The sequence below is a fragment of the Streptomyces sp. JN8 genome, from assembly GCF_055808075.1.
The window spans coordinates 2,503,488-2,521,322 of the sequence record NZ_CM147852.1; the positions used below are offsets into that span (position 1 = coordinate 2,503,488).

General features: G+C 74.7%; 16 protein-coding genes. 7 read left to right on the forward strand and 9 right to left on the reverse strand.

Features of this window, described 5'->3' with window-relative positions; translation table 11 throughout:
• The first annotated feature begins 1 nt into the window (after position 1).
• From ACY0MR_RS10620 to ACY0MR_RS10635, 4 genes are read left to right on the forward strand one after another with little or no spacing between them, the layout of a single operon-like run.
• Positions 2-1,063 carry an ABC transporter permease gene (locus ACY0MR_RS10620; protein WP_388793969.1) on the forward strand — a complete coding sequence of 354 codons (1,062 nt, stop codon included), beginning with the start codon at positions 2-4 and terminating at the stop codon, positions 1,061-1,063.
• On the forward strand, positions 1,060-1,974 hold the full coding sequence (locus tag ACY0MR_RS10625; RefSeq protein ID WP_392868213.1) for an ABC transporter permease: 915 nt from the start codon (positions 1,060-1,062) through the stop codon (positions 1,972-1,974). Before ACY0MR_RS10620 ends, ACY0MR_RS10625 begins: the two co-directional genes overlap by 4 nt.
• A complete protein-coding gene (locus ACY0MR_RS10630; RefSeq protein WP_392868216.1) occupies positions 1,971-2,945 on the forward strand; it encodes an ABC transporter ATP-binding protein in 975 nt (324 codons plus the stop codon). Before ACY0MR_RS10625 ends, ACY0MR_RS10630 begins: the two co-directional genes overlap by 4 nt.
• The gene (locus ACY0MR_RS10635) at positions 2,942-3,949 is read left to right on the forward strand and encodes an ABC transporter ATP-binding protein (RefSeq protein WP_404085802.1); all 1,008 of its coding nucleotides are present in this window, start codon (positions 2,942-2,944) and stop codon (positions 3,947-3,949) included. Before ACY0MR_RS10630 ends, ACY0MR_RS10635 begins: the two co-directional genes overlap by 4 nt.
• A gap of 66 nt (positions 3,950-4,015) precedes the next feature.
• On the opposite strand, the gene ACY0MR_RS10640 is transcribed toward ACY0MR_RS10635, so the two are convergent.
• The 9 genes from ACY0MR_RS10640 to rimP form a co-directional block, all read right to left on the reverse strand.
• On the reverse strand, positions 4,016-4,984 hold the full coding sequence (locus tag ACY0MR_RS10640) for a bifunctional riboflavin kinase/FAD synthetase (RefSeq protein WP_361859568.1): 969 nt from the start codon (positions 4,982-4,984) through the stop codon (positions 4,016-4,018).
• 31 nt (positions 4,985-5,015) lie between these two features.
• Complete coding sequence (locus tag ACY0MR_RS10645; protein ID WP_473560479.1) at positions 5,016-8,597, reverse strand: trypsin-like peptidase domain-containing protein; 3,582 nt, start codon at positions 8,595-8,597, stop codon at positions 5,016-5,018.
• Between the two features lie 221 nt (positions 8,598-8,818).
• Positions 8,819-9,745, reverse strand: a complete 927-nt coding sequence (gene truB / locus ACY0MR_RS10650) for a tRNA pseudouridine(55) synthase TruB (protein WP_361862071.1) — start codon at positions 9,743-9,745, stop codon at positions 8,819-8,821.
• Positions 9,742-10,182 carry a 30S ribosome-binding factor RbfA gene (gene rbfA, locus ACY0MR_RS10655; protein WP_361862069.1) on the reverse strand — a complete coding sequence of 147 codons (441 nt, stop codon included), beginning with the start codon at positions 10,180-10,182 and terminating at the stop codon, positions 9,742-9,744. The genes truB and rbfA overlap by 4 nt, the downstream gene beginning before the upstream one ends.
• Positions 10,183-10,213: 31 nt before the next feature.
• A complete protein-coding gene (locus ACY0MR_RS10660; RefSeq protein WP_361862066.1) occupies positions 10,214-10,507 on the reverse strand; it encodes a DUF503 domain-containing protein in 294 nt (97 codons plus the stop codon).
• Positions 10,508-10,655: 148 nt separating this feature from the next.
• On the reverse strand, positions 10,656-13,742 hold the full coding sequence (infB, locus tag ACY0MR_RS10665) for a translation initiation factor IF-2 (protein ID WP_388793950.1): 3,087 nt from the start codon (positions 13,740-13,742) through the stop codon (positions 10,656-10,658).
• A gap of 146 nt (positions 13,743-13,888) precedes the next feature.
• Positions 13,889-14,170: a YlxR family protein gene (locus ACY0MR_RS10670; RefSeq protein ID WP_404085796.1), complete on the reverse strand. Its 282-nt coding sequence runs from the start codon at positions 14,168-14,170 to the stop codon at positions 13,889-13,891.
• Between the two features lie 74 nt (positions 14,171-14,244).
• Positions 14,245-15,240, reverse strand: coding sequence for a transcription termination factor NusA (nusA, locus tag ACY0MR_RS10675; protein WP_361862891.1), 996 nt, complete (start codon positions 15,238-15,240; stop codon positions 14,245-14,247).
• A 2-nt stretch (positions 15,241-15,242) separates the two neighbouring features.
• Positions 15,243-15,740, reverse strand: a complete 498-nt coding sequence (rimP, locus tag ACY0MR_RS10680) for a ribosome maturation factor RimP (protein ID WP_361862894.1) — start codon at positions 15,738-15,740, stop codon at positions 15,243-15,245.
• A 168-nt stretch (positions 15,741-15,908) separates the two neighbouring features.
• Between rimP and ACY0MR_RS10685 the strand changes: the two genes are divergently transcribed.
• The 3 genes from ACY0MR_RS10685 to ACY0MR_RS10695 are packed head-to-tail and all read left to right on the forward strand — an operon-like array spanning position 15,909 to position 17,819.
• Positions 15,909-16,475, forward strand: a complete 567-nt coding sequence (locus tag ACY0MR_RS10685) for a hypothetical protein (RefSeq protein ID WP_473560483.1) — start codon at positions 15,909-15,911, stop codon at positions 16,473-16,475.
• Positions 16,472-16,888, forward strand: coding sequence for a ferritin-like domain-containing protein (locus tag ACY0MR_RS10690; protein WP_388793942.1), 417 nt, complete (start codon positions 16,472-16,474; stop codon positions 16,886-16,888). Before ACY0MR_RS10685 ends, ACY0MR_RS10690 begins: the two co-directional genes overlap by 4 nt.
• Before the next feature lie 31 nt (positions 16,889-16,919).
• On the forward strand, positions 16,920-17,819 hold the full coding sequence (locus ACY0MR_RS10695) for an aminoglycoside phosphotransferase family protein (protein WP_403317462.1): 900 nt from the start codon (positions 16,920-16,922) through the stop codon (positions 17,817-17,819).
• Positions 17,820-17,835 lie beyond the last annotated feature (16 nt).

Below are 17,835 nucleotides of genomic sequence, written 5' to 3' on the forward strand. Positions count from 1 at the left end.
CGTGACGACCGCGAGCACCCCCGCCGACGTGGTGCGGGCCGAAGAGGCCCGCGCCACGGACGGCGCACCCCGCACCGGTGCCTCCCTCGGCTATCTCCGCCACGCGGCGGGGAAGCTGGGCGGCGCGCTCGTCTCCCTCTTCGCCGTCCTCGTCACCAGCTTCTTCCTGTTCCGGATCATCCCCGGCGACCCGGTGAAGGCGATGACGCACGGCGTGCCCACCTCGGCCGAGCAACTCGCGACGCTGCGCCGCCAGTTCGGTCTCGATCTGCCGCTGTGGCAGCAGTTCGCCGACTACTGCACCAAGGCGCTGAGCGGCGACCTCGGCACCTCCTTCCAATTCCGCGCCCCGGTCGGCGACCTCATCGCCGAGAAGCTGCCCGCGACACTGCTGCTCACCGGTGTCGCCGTGGTGATCTACTCGGCGCTCGGGCTCTGGCTGGGCACCCGCTCGGCCTGGCGCCACGGCGGGCTCGGCGACCGGCTGAACACCGGCATCGCGCTGACCCTCTGGTCGGTGCCCTCCTTCTGGCTCGGGCTGCTGCTCATCATCGTCTTCTCGGTCGGCATCGGACCGGTCCCGGGCCTCTTCCCGACCGGGGGCATGGAGTCGGGCACCGGCGAGACCGGCTTCGCGTACGTCCTCGACGTCGCCCACCACCTCGTGCTTCCCGTCGTCACCCTGGTGGCCGTCGGCTACGCGCAGACGCTCCTCGTGATGCGCTCCTCGCTCCTCGACGAGATGGGCGGGGACTACCTGACGACGGCGCGGGCGAAGGGGCTGCGCGACGACGACGTGCGGCGCCGGCACGCCGTGCCGAACGCGCTCCTGCCGACCGTGACCATGGTCTTCATCAACCTGGGTCACGTGGCGGCCGGTTCGATCCTGGTGGAGACGGTGTTCTCCTGGCCGGGGCTCGGCGGGCTGTTCTACCAGGCGCTGAGCGTGCCCGACCTCCCCCTCGTCCAAGGACTGTTCGTGGTCTTCGCCGGAGCGATGATCCTCATGAACCTGATCGCCGACCTGCTGTATCCGCTGCTCGACCCCAGGGTGGGCCGATGACCTCGACCGAGTCGGTACCGCCGTCGGCGGCCTCGCTGCGACGCCAGCGCCGCCGGAGCTCGGCCGCCCGCTTCTGGAAGTCCTACCGCGGCCACCGCGCCGGGCTGTACGGCCTCGCCGGCCTCGCCCTCATCGCCCTGCTCGCACTGACCGCCCCGCTGACCGTCGGCGCCGACGTGCAGTCCGTGACCCAGGCCCCGGGCACCGCCCTGGAGTCGCCGAGCGCCCGGTTCCCGCTGGGCACCGACCAGTTCGGCCGCTCCCTGCTCGGGCTGCTGATCTGGGGGGCGCGGATCTCGCTGCTCGTCGGGCTGCTCGCGGCGGTGCTCTCGGTCGCCATCGGCACCCTGGTCGGGATCATCGCCGGGCACTACGGCGGCTGGTTCTCGACCGTGGTCATGCGCGTCACCGACTGGTTCCTGGTGATGCCGACCCTGGTCCTCGCGATCGTGCTCGCCACCGTCATGTCCCGGTCCATGTGGACGGTCGTCCTCGCCATCGGGGTGACCTCCTGGCCGACCACGGCCCGTCTCGTGCGCGCCCAGACGATCGCCGTCGAGTCCCGGCCCTACATCGAGCGGGCCACCGCCCTCGGCGGCGGGCACGGGCACGTCATGAGCCGGCACGTGCTGCCGAACGTGATGCCGCTGGTGCTCGCGCAGACCACGCTGGGCATCTCGACCGCCATCCTCACCGAGGCGACCCTCGCCTTCCTCGGACTCGGCGACCCGACCGTCGTCTCCTGGGGCGGCATGCTCCAGGACGCCCGCGAGGCCGGCGCCGTCTCCTCCGGGCACTGGTGGTACCTGGCACCGCCCGGCCTCGCCATCGCCCTGGTCGCGCTGGCGTTCACGCTGTGCGGCCGGGCCGTCGAGTCCGTGCTCAACCCGAAGCTGGGGGTGGGTCGATGAACACGCCGAGCCTCCTGGAGGTCCGCGGGCTGCGGGTGACGTACGGGACGGGGGCGGACGCCGTCCCCGCGGTCCGCGGGGTCGACCTGACCCTGGAGGCCGGCCGGAAGCTGGGGGTGGCCGGCGAGTCCGGCTGCGGCAAGTCCACCCTGGCGCTGGCGCTGCTGCGGCTGCTGCCGGCCTCGGCGCGGATCGAGGGCGAGGTCCTGCTCGACGGCGAGGACGTCCTCGCCATGAAGTGGGGCCGTCTCCGGGCCGTGCGCTGGGCGGGCGCGTCCATCGTCTTCCAGGGCGCGATGCACTCGCTGAACGCCGTGCACCGGATCGGGGACCAGATCGCCGAACCGCTGCTGGTGCACGGCCGGGCGACCCCGGCGGCCGCCCGCCGGAAGGTCGGCGAGCTGCTCGAACACGTCGGGCTGCCCGCCGCGCGGGCCGCCGCCCATCCGCACGAGCTGTCCGGCGGCCAGCGGCAGCGCGTGATGATCGCGATGGCGCTGGCCTGCGATCCGCAGCTGATCGTCGCGGACGAGCCGACGACCGCGCTGGACGTGATGATCCAGGCCCAGATCCTGCGGCTGATCGAGCGGCTGGTCGCCGAGCAGTCCATCAGCCTCCTGATGATCAGCCACGACCTCGCGGTCCTCGCCGACACCTGCGACCGGCTGGCCGTGATGTACGCGGGCCGGGTCGTCGAGGAGGGGCCGGCGCGGGACGTGTACGAGGCCGCCCGGCACCCCTACGGCCGGGCCCTGTCCTCGGCCTTCCCGCGGATCGGCGACCCGGCGTCCCGGCGTGCGCCGCGCGGACTGCCGGGCGACCCGCCGGACCCGGCGGACCTGCCGGGCGGCTGCTCCTTCCGTCCGCGCTGCCCGGTGGCGGTCGACGCGTGCGGGGAGATCGACCTGGAGCTACGGGAGGCGGCCGCGGACCACCGCGCCGCCTGCGTCCACGTGGGGAGCGCGTCATGAGTACGGAGACGGCCGAGCGCACGGAGAAGGCGGCGGCGCTGCTGTCGGCGCGGGGACTGCACGTCACCTTCCCCGGGCGGCGGGGAGCGCCGCCCGCCCGGGCGGTCGACGGGGTGGACCTGGACATCGGGGCGGGCGAGATCGTGGCCCTCGTCGGGGAGTCCGGCTGCGGCAAGACGACCCTGGCCCGCTCGCTCCTCGGCCTGGTCCGGCCCACCTCCGGGACGGTCTCCTTCGACGGGAAGCCGCTCGGGTACGGCTCCGCGGCGCTCAAGGCCTACCGGAGGCGGGCCCAGCTGGTCCTCCAGGACCCGAGCGGCTCGCTGAACCCCCGGCACACCGTGTACGACGCGGTGGCGGAGGGGCTGCGGATCCACGGCCACCCGGGCGACGAGCGGGCGGCGGTCGCGGGGGCCCTCGCACGGGCCGGGCTGCGCCCTCCGGAGCGCTTCTTCCTGCGCTACCCGCACGAGCTGTCCGGCGGACAGCGGCAGCGCGTCGTCATCGCCGGCGCGCTGGTCCTGGAGCCCGAACTCATCGTCGCCGACGAGCCGGTGGCCTCCCTGGACGCCTCCGTACGGGGCGAGATCCTGGCCCTGCTGCTGCGCCTGCGGGACGAACTCGGCCTGTCCGCGCTGGTGGTGACGCACGACCTGGGACTCGCGTGGAACATCGCGGACCGGGTGGCGGTGATGTACCTCGGGCGGGTCGTGGAGACCGGCACGGTGGAGTCCGTCCTGACCCGGCCCCGACACCCGTACACCCAGGCCCTGCTGTCGGTGCTCCCGGAGTCCGGGGGCGCGCCGGTGGTGCTCACCGGCGAGCCGCCGGACCCGTCGCGGATCCCGTCCGGCTGCCGTTTCCACGCCCGCTGCCAGGTCCTGGCCTCGGGAGCGGCGGCGGCGGTCGCGGACCGCTGTCGCGGCGAGGGCCTGCCGGTGCTGGGCGGCGGGGGCGAACAGGAGGCGGCCTGCCACTGGGCGGCGCGGGAACCGGCGCTCTGAAACGGCCGGCGCGGACCCCGGGGGCGAACCGGCGCGGTGCCTCCGGGGCGCCGCGCCGGACCCGGCCTAGCCGGCCTCGGGGTTCTCCCGGTCGTAGACCTCGGTCAGCTCCCGGCAGCGCTTCACGTCGCCGGCCATCGCCTCCAGGAGGTCGTCCAGGGTGTCGAACTTCAGCATCCCGCGGACGTACGCGAGGAAGTCCACGGCCACGTGCAGGCCGTACAGGTCGAGGCCCTCGCGGTCGATCGCGTACGCCTCCACCGTCCGCTCGGTGCCGTCGAACTGCGGGTTGGTGCCCACGGAGATGGCGGCCGGCATCCGCTCCCCGGCGGCCGTCAGCCAGCCGGCGTAGACGCCGTCGGCGGGGACGGCGGTGTGCGGGAGGGTCTCGACGTTGGCCGTCGGGAAGCCGAGCTCGCGGCCGCGCTGCGCGCCGCGGACCACGACGCCCTCGACGCGGTGCGGACGGCCGAGGATCTCGCCGGCCCCGGCCATGTCGCCCTCGGCGACCAGGCGGCGGGTGAGGGTCGAGGAGAAGGGGTCGCCACCGCCCGCCGTACCGCTGACGTACAGGTCGATGACCTCGACCTCGTAGTCGTAGGTGGCGCCGAGCTCGGACAGGAAGGCGACGTTCCCGGCGGCCCGGTGGCCGAAGCGGAAGTTCGGGCCCTCGATGACGGCCTTCGCGTGCAGCTTGTCGACGAGCACCTTGACGATGAAGTCGGCCGGGGACAGCTGGGAGAACTCGGCGGTGAACGGCAGGACGAGCACCGCGTCCACGCCGAGGCCGGCGATCAGCTCGGCGCGCCGGTGGTGCGGGGCGAGCAGGGGCGGGTGGCTGCCGGGCCGCACGACCTCGGAGGGGTGCGGGTCGAAGGTGACCACCACGGAGGGGACGCCGAGTTCCCGGGCGCGCTCGACGGCCCGCCCGATGATCAGCTGGTGCCCGCGGTGCACCCCGTCGTAGGAGCCGATGGTGACGACGCTGCGCCCCCAGTCCTGGGGGATGTCCTCCAAGCCACGCCAGCGCTGCACTGTGACCGCTCCTCGTCCGCCTGTTCGCCGATTACGCAGGTCTAAGACTGCCATGCCCGGGGCCGTCGGTTCGCATCGGCATGGAAGTGCCGTGGGTCCGCAGCGCCCGGAGGGTCTCCGCCCCGAGCAGCGGCACCCACGCACCGGGGTCGGCGGACGCCCAGCCGGCGAGCAGCCCGGCGAACGCGGGCCGGCCGCGGACCCGTCCCGCCAGGGCCCGGTCGAGCAGGAGCGCGCCGTCGGGCGTACGGGACCAGAGGATGCCGACCCGGTGGGTGAGCGCTCGGGTGCGGGGCTCGCTGCGCCGCTCGGCGTCCTCGGCCGCGGCCGCCAGGAGGGCGTCCAGGACGGTGGACTCCCCCGTCCCGCCCGTCGACCGCTCGTGCTCCAGGAGGACGTCGAGGAGTTCGGTCCGCAGGTACCGGGAGGCTCCGGTGCCGGGCGCGGCGAGGACGGGGGCGAGGGCGCGGCGGACCGGTGCGGGGCCGCCCCGGATCAGGCCCGTGACCAGCGGGAAGAGGACGGCCCTGGCGGCGGGGCCGTACTCCAGGCGGCGGTCGACGAAGGCGGCCGCGTGGACGGCGCCCTCGGGGTGGCGGACGACGTAGCCGCGGACGAGGGAGGCCGTCCGGCGGGCGAGCGCGGGCGTGTCGACGTCGGCGAGGGCCCGCAGGGCGGCGGCCGGGGCCTCGCCGGTGCCGTCCAGGCGGGCCCCGAGGGCGGCGAGGACCGGCCCGGGGTCGGCGGGGAGGGCCGCCACGAGGGCCGCGGGCGGCACCCGGGGTTCGGCGAGGGCGCGGAGCAGGTGCCGGTCCCGGGTGTGCGGGTCGCGGATCAGGAGGCCGAGGGCCGCGCCGTGGAGGGGCCGGTCGCCGGGCCGGGAGAGCAGGGCGAGGGCGGCGAAGCGGAGGAGTTCGCGGTCGGCGGGGCGATGGGCGTGGTCGGCGGCCAGGTGGCCGTACGCGGCGGCGGCGACCCGCCGCTCCGGGCGCCCGTCGTCGTGGGCCCAGCGGTCCACGGCCCGGCAGACGGCGGAGGGCTCGTCCTCGGCGAGGGTGGCGAGGAGGCCGTCGGCGAGCGGGTGGGCGGTGGCCACGAGCGCCTCGCACAGGTCGTCGACGGCACGTCCCCGGTGGGTGTGCAGCAGATCCCGGGCGGCGGTGGCGACGGTCGTGCCGGGGTCCGCGGAGAGGGCGCGGTCGTCGCCGAACCAGCGGCAGAGCAGGGGCTGCACGCCGCGCGGGTCGGCGGCGAGCAGCGCGGCGACGACGCCGAGGGACCGCTCCTCGCCGATGGTCTCGCCGATGTCCTCGCCGACCGGTCCGCCGGGGTCCGTGACGGGGGCCGGGTCCGCGGGGACGAGGCGGCGCAGCAGGTCGATCCGTTCGTCCTCTCCGAGCGGGAGCGCCAGCCAGAACTCCGGCCCGAACGCGGCGAAGACGGCGTGCCGCCCCGCGTGCGGCGCGTCCGGTCGGGTGCCCGCGCCGATCCGGTCGGCGAGCAGCCGGAGGACGGGCAGGCAGGGCCGGGGGTCGGGCAGCCGCCGCAGGGTCTCGCCGAGCAGCCGGGCGGCCCACCAGGGCCCGTCGCCCGGGGCCGCGCCCGGGATCGCGGCGTAGCGTCCGAGGGCCTCGGCGAGCACCGCGAGCCGGGGCGCGAGGGCGGCCGGGCCCCGCTCCCGGTGGAGCAGCAGGAGGGCCTGGAGGACGGGTCCGATGCGGTGCCGGGGCACCGGTGGCGGCGGCTCGTCCGGGGTGCGCGGGCACGGCACGGCGGGCGCCGGGCCGTGCGGACCGGCGGAGGGGAGCGCCGAGGGGGTGCCGGGCTCCGGCGGGGCGGCGGGTCCCGACGGGAGGAGGGCCGCCAGGGCGGCGTCCAGGTCCAGGTGCGCGGCCTGCACCCAGTCCGCGAGCTCCTCGTGGGCGAAGCGGTAGCCCGCTCCGGCCGGGACCAGCAGTCCTTCGGTGAGGACCGCCGAGGCCCAGCCCTCCCGCCAGGGGAAGAGCTCCTCGAAGGAGGCGCGGTCGAGGACGCCGTGGCCCGGGCCCAGGCACCTGCGGGCCGCCTCGTGGACCTGGCCGGTGACGCGTGCGGCGAGGCGGCGCACGGCGGTCCCGGAGGGCAGCGGCCGGGATCCGGCGGCGATCCGGACGGCGATCCGCAGGCACATCAGGTCGAGGTGGGCGGTGAAGATCTCCTCGCGGTCCGGGCGGCCGGGGACGTCGGCCGGCAGCGCGGCCCGCACCTCGGCGAGCAGCCGCAGGGCCAGCGGGTGGCGGGCGTCGGCCTCCGCGAGGTCCTCCTCCCCCAGCCCGTACCCCTCGCGTACGGCCCGGGCCTCGGCCGCCGAGTACGGCCCGAGGACGAGGGCGGCCGGCAGCCCTCGGGAGGCCGGGTCGCGGCGGCCCGGGGCGGGCCGGTGGAGGGCGCCGGGGCGGTAGAGGGCGCCCGCGCGCTCCCAGTGCTCGGGGCGGCAGGCGGTGACGAGGCGGACGTGGTGGGCGCGGAGCCAGGTCTCGGTGGCGGCGGTCCAGTCGGCGAGGCGGTGGGCGAGCCGGGGCGGCATCTCCTCGGGGCCGTCGAGGACGACGAGGAGGGGGCGGCCCGCCTCGTGGGCGAGGGCGGCGGCCCGTTCGGGGGTGGCGGTGCCGGTGTCGCCGGGCGCTCCGGAGGCGGCGACGATCCGGCCTGCCTGGCCCAGGGCCCGGCCGACGGCGTCGGCGAGCGAGCGGTCCTCGGCGCGCAGGTCGGCTCCGCGGAGCCGGACGGTGGGGGCCGGGGCGACGCCCCGCGCGCGGCGGGCGCAGAGGGCGGCGAGGGCGGTCGTCCGTCCGGTGCCGGGTGCGCCGACGAGGGCGAGCACCGGTGCCCCGCCCGCGGCGAAGCGGGCGAACTCGCGGACACAGTCGGGGCGTTCGACGGGTTCGGGCCAGGGGTCGGCTTCCCGTGCGGGGCCGGTGGAGGTGGCGGCGAGTTCGAGGATGCCGGCGAGGTTGAGGTCGGGGCCGTAGGCGGGGACGGTGGCCGCGTTGCGCCGGAGGAGGGTGGCGAGCCGGTCCTCGGTCCGCAGCCGCACGGCGTATCCGGCGGCCCGGCGGTCGCCGTGCAGGGCGGTGCCGAGGACGGCGAGGACGGTCCCGGTGGCGGTGTCGAGGACGGGGCCGCCGGCGGCCTGGCCGCCGAGCCGGAGGGCGTCGGCCCCCTCGGTGCCGACGGCGAGTTCCAGGGCGTCGGAGAGGCGGTGGAAGCGGTCGGCGGCGGTGTAGGTGACGGCGGCGGGGCCGAGGACCCGCGCCTCGCGCCAGCCGTGGGCGGGGATCCGCACGTAGGTGCCGGGCTCGATCTCGGGCCGGGTCGCGAGCGGCAGCGGCCGGACGCCGAGGCCCTCGGTCCGGACGAGCGCGAGGCCGCTCTCCGGCAGCGGGGTGACGGCCTCGGCCTCGGCGAGCCAGGTCCGGTCGTCGGGGGTGCGCAGGAGGACGCGGCTGAGCCCGTCGACGGCCTCGTGGCTGGTGACGACCGTTCCGTGGTGGTCGGCGAGGAATCCGGTGCCGCGCGGCCGTCCCGCCGGATCGCAGATCCGCACCAGCGTCGCCAGGTCCCCGCGTCCCATGGTGTCGACGGTAGGTCGCCGTTGATCACACGGGAGACCATCGGGAGGGAAAGCGCCCCCTGGCGCTCCCCCTTTCACTCCGAGCGCCTCCCTGATCGGGTGGTTCTCCGGTGTTCCGCGGGACAGGATCACGCGGGGGAACTCCGGGGGGAGACGAGTGGGGCGGGCACGCACGCGTGCCCGCCCCACCGCGAGCCCCCGAGGGCTCCGAACCGCTCGGATCAGCCGAACACGGCCAGGCTCTTGGCCTTGCCCTTCTGGTCCTCCACCAGGGCCAGCAGCGTGCCCTCGGGCCCGAAGACGGCGACGGGACCCGCCGGGTACGCGGGCATCTCCAGACGGACGCCGTTGAGGAGCAGCTTGGCCCGCTTCGCGTCGACGTCCCACCGGGGGAAGGCCGCCGAGGCGGCGTCGGCGACCGGCATGACCGTGAGCTCCTCCTGGAGCTGGTCGAGCGTCCGCGCCGAGTCCAGCTTGTACGGGCCGACCCGGGTGCGGCGCAGCGCGGTCAGGTGTCCGCCCACGCCGAGGCCGGCGCCGAGGTCCCGGGCGAGGGCCCGGATGTACGTGCCGGAGGAGCAGACGACGGAGACGACCAGGTCGACGACGGGGGTGCCGTCCTCGGCGGTCGCCTCGCGGACGTCGTACACCTGGAAGGAGGAGACCGTGACCGGACGGGCCGGGATCTCGAACTCCTCGCCGCCCCGCACGCGGGCGTACGAGCGCTTGCCGTCGATCTTGATCGCGGAGACCTTCGACGGCACCTGCATGATGGCGCCGGTCAGCTCGGCGACGCCCGCGTCGATCCCCTCGCGGGTCACCCGGGAGGCGTCGACCGAGGCCGTGATCTCGCCCTCGGCGTCGTCGGTGATCGTCGTCTGGCCCAGGCGGATGGTGCCCAGGTACTCCTTCTCGGTCAGCGCGAGGTGACCGAGGAGCTTGGTCGCCCGCTCCACACCGAGGACGAGGACACCGGTGGCCATGGGGTCGAGGGTGCCCGCGTGGCCGACCCGGCGGGTCCTGGCGATCCCCCGCATCTTGGCCACGACGTCGTGCGAGGTGAAGCCCGACGGCTTGTCGACGATGACGAGGCCGTCCTGGGGACCCCGCCCGGCCTGGGCCGGGGGGGTCTTCGCTGCGTTGCTCATTCGGCGGCTTCGTCCTCGCCCGGCTTCTTGTAGGGGTCGGCGTCTCCGGCGAAGGTGGCGCCCGAGGACGCCTCGCGCACCTGCTCGTCCGAGGCGCGCGCCCGGTCGAGGAGGTCCTCGATGGTCCGGGCGTTCTCCGGGAGGGCGTCGGCCACGAAGGCCAGGGTCGGGGTGAACTTGGTCCCGGCCGCGCGGCCCACGGCCGACCGGAGGATGCCCTTGGCGCTCTCCAGGCCGGCGGCGGCGCTCGCCCGCTCCTCCTCGTCGCCGTAGACCGTGTAGAAGACCGTGGCCTCCCGCAGGTCGCCGGTGACGCGGGTGTCCGTGATGGTCACGTGCGTGCCCAGGCGGGGGTCCTTGATGCCGCGCTGCAGCTTCTCGGCGACCACCTCCCGGATGAGGTCTGCCAGCTTCTTCGCCCGCGCGTTGTCGGCCACTGGTCCTTCTCCTTCTTTGCCTTGCTCGACTTCAGTCTTCATCAGTGTGGAGCCTGCGGCGCACCGACAGCAGCTCCACCTCGGGGCGGGCGGCGACGAGCCGCTCGCACCGGTCCAGTACGTCGCTGAGGTGCCCCGTGTCCCCCGACACCATCGCGACGCCGATCTCAGCCCGTCGATGGAGGTCCTGGCCGCCGACCTCCGCCACGCTCACCGCGAACTTCCGCTGGAGCTCGGCGACGATCGGTTTGACGACGGAGCGTTTCTCCTTCAACGAACGAACGTCGCCGAGGAGCAGATCGAAGGACAGTGTCCCCACGTACATGTGTGTCCGGATGTCCCGCCGGTTCGGGTTCGGTGTGCCCGCCGACCGCTCGGCGGGGACATCCGAAACCGTACACGCAACGGCCGGGGCCGATCGACGGAATAGTTTCCGCCGACCGGCCCCGGCTCACTGCTGCGATCGGACGCGATCAGGCGCGCGGCTTCTCGCGCATCTCGTACGTCGCGATGACGTCGTCGATCTTGATGTCGTTGAAGTTTCCGAGGTTGATACCGCCCTCGAAGCCTTCGCGGATCTCGGTGACGTCGTCCTTGAAGCGGCGCAGACCGTGGATCGTGAGGTCCTCGGCGATGACCTTGCCGTCGCGGACGAGGCGCGCCTTGGTGTTGCGCTTGACCTCGCCGGAGCGGATGAGGACACCGGCGATGTTGCCCAGCTTGGACGAGCGGAAGACCTCGCGGATCTCCGCCGTACCGAGCTCGACCTCTTCGTACTCGGGCTTGAGGAGGCCCTTGAGCGCCGCCTCGATCTCCTCGATCGCCTGGTAGATGACCGAGTAGTACCGGACGTCGACGCCCTCGCGCTCCGCCATCTGCGCGGCACGGCCGGCCGCACGGACGTTGTAGCCGATGACGATGGCGTCGGAGCCCATGGCCAGGTCGATGTCCGACTCCGTGACCGCACCCACACCGCGGTGCAGGACGCGGATGTCGACCTCCTCGCCGACGTCGAGCTGGAGCAGCGAGGCCTCGAGGGCTTCCACCGCACCGGACGCGTCGCCCTTGATGATGAGGTTGAGTTCCTGGACGAGACCGGCCTTGAGCACCTTGTCGAGGTCCTCGAGGGACACCCGGCGGACGCGCTTGGCGAAGGCGGCGTTGCGCTCACGCGCAGCGCGCTTCTCGGCGATCTGACGGGCCGTACGGTCCTCGTCGACGACCAGGAGGTTGTCGCCGGCACCCGGGACGTTGGTGAGACCCAGGACCAGGACGGGAGTCGACGGGGCCGCCTCCTCGACGTTGTTGCCCTTGTCGTCGAGCATCGCCCGGACGCGGCCGTACGCGTCGCCGACCACCACGGTGTCGCCGATGCGCAGCGTTCCGCGCTGGACCAGGACGGTCGAGACGGCACCGCGGCCGCGGTCGAGGTGGGACTCGATCGCGATGCCCTGCGCGTCCTGGTTCGGGTTGGCCCGCAGGTCGAGCGAGGCGTCGGCGGTGAGGACGACGGCCTCCAGCAGGGAGTCGATGTGCAGACCCTGCTTGGCGGAGATGTCGACGAACATCGTGTCGCCGCCGTACTCCTCGGCCACCAGGCCGAACTCGGTCAGCTGACCGCGGACCTTGGTCGGGTCCGCACCCTCGACGTCGATCTTGTTGACCGCGACGACGATCGGGACGCCGGCGGCCTTGGCGTGGTTGAGCGCCTCGATCGTCTGCGGCATGACGCCGTCGTTGGCCGCGACCACGAGGATCGCGATGTCGGTCGACTTCGCACCACGGGCACGCATGGCGGTGAACGCCTCGTGACCCGGGGTGTCGATGAAGGTGATCTTGCGGTCCTCGCCGTTGACCTCGGTGCCCACCTGGTAGGCGCCGATGCCCTGCGTGATGCCACCGGCCTCGCCCGCGACGACGTTCGTCTTGCGGATCGCGTCGAGCAGTCGGGTCTTACCGTGGTCGACGTGACCCATGACGGTGACGACCGGCGGACGGGAGACCAGAGCCTCTTCGCCGCCCTCGTCCTCGCCGAACTCGATGTCGAAGGACTCGAGGAGCTCGCGGTCCTCCTCCTCCGGGGAGACGATCTGAACCTGGTAGTTCATCTCGTCGCCGAGCATCTGCAGCGTGTCGTCGGAGACGGACTGCGTGGCCGTGACCATCTCACCGAGGTTCATCATCACCGCGACGAGCGACGCCGGGTTGGCGCCGATCTTCTCGGCGAAGTCGGTGAGGGAGGCACCGCGCGACAGGCGGATGACCTCGCCGGCACCGCGCGGGAGCATCACGCCGCCCACGGACGGGGCCTGCATGGCCTCGTACTCCTGGCGCCTCTGACGCTTCGACTTGCGACCGCGACGCGCGGGACCGCCGGGACGGCCGAAGGCGCCCTGCGTGCCACCACGGCCACCGGGACCGCCGGGACGACCGCCGAAGCCGCCGGGACGACCGCCGAAGCCGCCGCCACCGCCGGGACCACCCGGACGACCGCCGCCGCCACCGGGACCGCCGGGACGACCGGCGAAGCCGCCGCCGCCACCGCCGGGACCGGCCGGACGACCGGCGAAGCCGGGACGACCGCCGCCGCCGGGACCGCCCGGACGACCGCCGGGGCCACCGGGACCACGGCCGCCGCCGCCCGGACCGGGACGCGGGCCGGCAGCGGGACGCTGCGGCATCATGCCCGGGTTGGGACGGTTACCGCCGGGCGCGCCGCCCGGACGCGGAGCCTGCGGACGGGGCATGCCGCCGGGGGTGGGGCGAGCGCCGCCCTGACCCTGCGGGCGCGGGGCGCCACCGGGACCGCCCTGCGGGCGCGGGGCGCCCGGCGTCGCGCCGGGGCCGCCGGGACGGGGGGCACCGCCGCCGGGACGGGGCGTCTGCGGACGCGCCATGCCGGTGGAGCCACCCGAGGTGAAGGGGTTGTTGCCCGGACGCGGGCCGGCCGGACGGGCACCGCCCGGACGGGGAGCGCCCTGGCCCTGCGGACGCGGGGCACCCTGGCCCTGCGGACGCGGTGCGCCCTGACCCGGACGGGCGGGACGCTCGCCGGTGGGGCGGGGGCCCGGAGCGGCGCCACCGGGGCGCTGACCGGCGGCGGGAGCCGACGGAGGCGCGGTGAACTCGGGGGCGGCCGGAGCCGGGGTGACCGGCTTGGGCGCGGGCTTCGGGCCCGGGCGGGGGCCCGAGGCGGCCGGAGCCGGAGAGGGGGTGCTGCTCGCGGGCGCGGCCGGGGTGGCCGGGGCCGCAGGCGCGGCGGGGGCCGGCTTGGGGGCCGGGGCGCCGGGCTTGGGGGCAGCGGGACGGGCCGCGGCGGCCGGAGACGGCGCCGCGGGCTTCGAGGGGGCGGCCTTGCGAGGCGCGCCGGGCTTGGCAGCGGTCTTGCCGGCGTTGCCACCGGGACCCTGCAAAGCATCAGTCAACTTGCGCACGACCGGCGCCTCGATCGTCGAGGACGCCGAACGGACGAATTCACCGAGTTCTTGGAGCTTGGCCATGACGACCTTGCTCTCCACACCGAACTCCTTGGCGAGTTCGTATACCCGGACCTTAGCCACTTCGCTCCTTTGAGGTCCGGGTTACCGCCGGACCGTCGCTACTTCATGGGCGTACTCATCGCGTACTCATCGAGTGCTCATCGCAATCTCGACCTACTTCCAACTCGCGAGGTACCTGACCGCACGGTGTTCCGTGCCGTACTTCTTCACTGCGGTGCCGGCCGTTCGACGGTGAGGCGTACGTCCGCCGTGTCGAGCGGGCCCTGGACCTTGAAGGCCCTCGGGAACGCTCGGCGGCGGACCGCCAGGTCGAGACAAGCCACGGCGGGGTGCACGTACGCACCCCGGCCGGGCAGCGTACCGCGATGATCGGGGACGCACTCGTCCTTATTCACCACGATCCGCAGCAGATCGCTCTTGGCCGCTCGCTCCCGGCATCCCACACAGGTTCGCTCAGGGCACGCGCGGGCATGCGTCCGGCCAGACACGATTAAGTCTACCTCCCCGTACCGACCTCACCTGTTTGGGGCAAGAATCGAACACTTGTTGGCCAAAAACGGTCTCAGGCCTCGGAACCGCTCGGCTCGGTGTCCGGGCGGATGTCGATCCGCCACCCGGTGAGGCGCGCGGCCAGGCGGGCGTTCTGCCCCTCCTTGCCGATGGCCAGCGACAGCTGGTAGTCGGGGACCGTCACCCGGGCGGAGCGGGCCGCAAGGTCCACGACCTCGACCTTGGACACCTGCGCCGGGGAGAGCGCGTTCGCCACCATCTCGGCCGGGTCGTCCGACCAGTCGACGATGTCGATCTTCTCGCCGAGCAGCTCCGCCATCACGTTGCGGACGCGGCTGCCCATCGGGCCGATGCAGGCGCCCTTGGGGTTCAGGCCCGAACGGGTGGAACGGACGGCGATCTTGGTGCGGTGGCCGGCCTCGCGGGCGATGGCGGCGATCTCGACGGAACCGTCGGCGATCTCCGGCACCTCCAGGGCGAACAGCTTCTTCACCAGATTGGGGTGGGTGCGCGACAGCGTGACCGAGGGGCCGCGGACACCCTTCGCCACCCGCACGACGTACGTCCGCAGGCGCAGGCCGTGCGTGTACTCCTCGCCCGGCACCTGCTCCTGCACCGGGAGGATGGCCTCCAGCTTGTCGTCCAGCCGGACCAGGACGTTCTTCGGGTCCTTGCCCTGCTGCACGACGCCGGCGACGACGTCGCCCTCGCGGCGCGCGTACTCGCCGAACGTCACGTCGTTCTCGGCGTCCCGCAGGCGCTGCTGGATCACCTGGCGGGCGGTGCTCGCCGCGATCCGGCCGAAGTCCGACGGGGTGTCGTCGAAGTCCTTGGGCTCCTGGCCCTCCTCCAGCTCGGAGGGGTCTTCCTTGGCCCACACCGTCACGTGGCCGGTGGCCCGGTCCAGCTCCACGCGCGCGTGGCGGCGGGCGTCGGGGGTGCGGTGGTAGGCGATGAGGAGGGCCGACTCGATCGCCTCGACCAGCAGGTCGAAGGAGATCTCCTTCTCATGCGCCAAGCCCTTGAGAAGCTTCACGTCGATGTCCACGGCTACGCCTCCTCTTCCTTCTTGTCCTTGCGGTTGAACTCGATCTCGACACGCGCCTTGGCGATGTCGGCGAAGACGACCCGGCGGGCGGTGGGCTTGCGCCCCTTCACGCCCGGCACTTCGAGGTCGAGGCCGTCCTCGTCCACGGCGAGGATCCGGGCGACGAGCTCGCCGTCCTCGGCGAGCTGGAACTTCACCAGGCGGCCGGTGGCGCGCACGTAGTGGCGGTGCTCGGTCAGGGGCCGGTCGGCACCGGGGGAGCTGACTTCGAGGACGTACTCGCCCTCGCCCATCGCGTCGCTCTCGTCGAGCTTCTCGGAGATCGCGCGGCTCAGCTCGGCACAGACGTCCAGCTCGACGCCCTCGTCCGAGTCGACGACGATCCGCAGCAGCCCGCGGCGGCCGGCCCGGGACACCTCGATCTCTTCCAGATCCAGGTCCTTCGCGGCGACGAGCGGCTCCACGAGTCCGCGCAGCCTGTCGCTCTGGGTGGTGCTCATCCGGGTGACTCCTCGGCCGCGTGTGCTGTTGTGGGTTCGTCGCGTGTCAGACCAAAGGGTATCCGGTCCGGGAGGGTGTTGCCGTCCACCGGCCCGGGGCCCGCGGGTACGCTCGCCTGCGGTGATCCCGACGATCTTCGACGACGTACCACGGCTGAGGGAGAGAGCGTGACGACGACGGGCAGGCGCGCACTCCTGACGGCGGGGGCCTCGGCCGCCGCGGCCGCGCTCGCGGGCTGCACCTCCGCCGGGGACCAGGGTCCCCGGAAGCCCGACCCGGCCGCACGGGAGGCCGAACGGGTGGCACGCGCCGAGGCGGCGCTCCGACTGCGCTCCGTGACCGCCTCCAGGACCCTGCTGGAACGTTACGACGCCGCTCTCGCCGCCCATCCGGCCCTCGCCCCCCGACTGTCCCCACTGCGACGCTCCGTAGCCGCGCACGCCGCGGCGCTCGGCGAGGGCGGTACCACCGTGAAGCCCGCGACGGCCCCGCCGACCACCGGCGCGACCGCCGGCGCCCGCGCCTCCGCATCCGCCTCGGCCCGCCCGTCCCCCGCCGTCGCCGCCGACCCCCGGGCCGCGCTGAAGGAGCTCGCGGCGGCCGAGCGCACGGCCGCCGACGCCCACACCGCCGCCCTGCTCACCGCCCCGCCCGAGTACGCCCGGCTGCTGGCCTCGGTGGCCGCCGCCGGCGCCGCCCACGCCTATCTGCTGACCGAAGGAGCACGGGCATGAGCGCCCTCGACGCGACCCAGGCCGCGCTGGCCGCCGAACACGCGGCGGTCTACGGGTACGGGGTCGTCGGCGGCCGGATCGGTCCGGACCGCCGGGCCGAGGCCACCGCCGCCTACGAGGCGCACCGGGCCCGCCGGGACGCGCTCCGCCGGAGCGTCCGCGACCTGGGCGGTGCGCCGGTCGCGGCCGAGGCCGCGTACGAGCTCCCGTTCCGGGTCGCCGACCCGGCCGGCGCGGCCCGGCTCGCGGCCGTCCTGGAGGACCGGGTGGCCGGGGTCTACTCCGATCTGGTCCGCGCCGCCGAGGGCCCCCGGCGGCGCGAGGCGGCCGCCGCGCTGCGGGAGGCGGCGGTACGGGCGGTGCGCTGGCGCGGCAGCGACGTAACCTTTCCTGGGCTCGCCGAGCGGGTGTGAGCCCCGCCCCGACCGAAGGAACAACGTACGCATGGCTTTCGAACCGCCGCAGCGACTGATCAGGACGCTCGGTGAGACGTACGGGGACGCCGCGGCGGCCGAGTGGCTCGGGGAGCTGCCCGGGCTCGCCGACCGAGTGCTCGACGGCGCCTCGCTGGCCGGCGAGCGGGTGATGGCGCCCGGCGGACGCAGCAGCCTGGTCGTCCTCGTCAGGCGGTCCGACGGCTCCCCCGCCGCCCTCAAGCTCGCGCCCGCGTTCGCCCGGCCCGACCTGGAGCGGGACGCCCTCGCGCACTGGAACGGCTGGGGCGCGGTCCAGCTCCTCGACGAGGCCGCGGAGGGCGCGCTCCTCCTCGAACGGCTGCACCCCGAGGTCGCGCTGCGCTCGCTCCCCGAGGCCAAGGCGCTCCTGGAGGCGGCCGGGACCGTGCGGAAGCTGTGGGTCGAGCCGGCCGCCGGCCACGGCTTCGAGACGGTGGCCGAGCGGACCGCCCGCCAGGCCGCTGCGATGGCCCCGCACCTGGCCGGGGAGACGACCGCCGAGCTGACGGCCGCGGCCCTGGCGGCGCGCGAGGAGCTGCTGGCCGGCTCCTCGGAGACGCTGCTGCTGCACGGGAACTTCCGTCAGGGCAAGGTGCTCGGCGGGGACCGCGCGCCCTGGCTGGCCGTCGGCCCCGAGCCGCTGGTCGGCGAGCGGGCGTACGACCTCGCCCGGCTCGTACGGGACCGGGTCGAGGACCTGGTGGCCGCCTCCTCGGGGGCCTCCGCGGCCCGGCGGCGGGTCAACCGGCTCGCGGACTCCCTGGACCTGGACCGGGAGCGGCTGCGCGGCTGGACCCTGTTCCGCGCGGTCGAGTCGGGCACGCGGGCGCTCGCCGCGGGACGGCGGCAGGACGCCGAGCTGCTCCTGGAGTTCGCCGGCTGGCTGTAGGGGAATACCCTTTTTG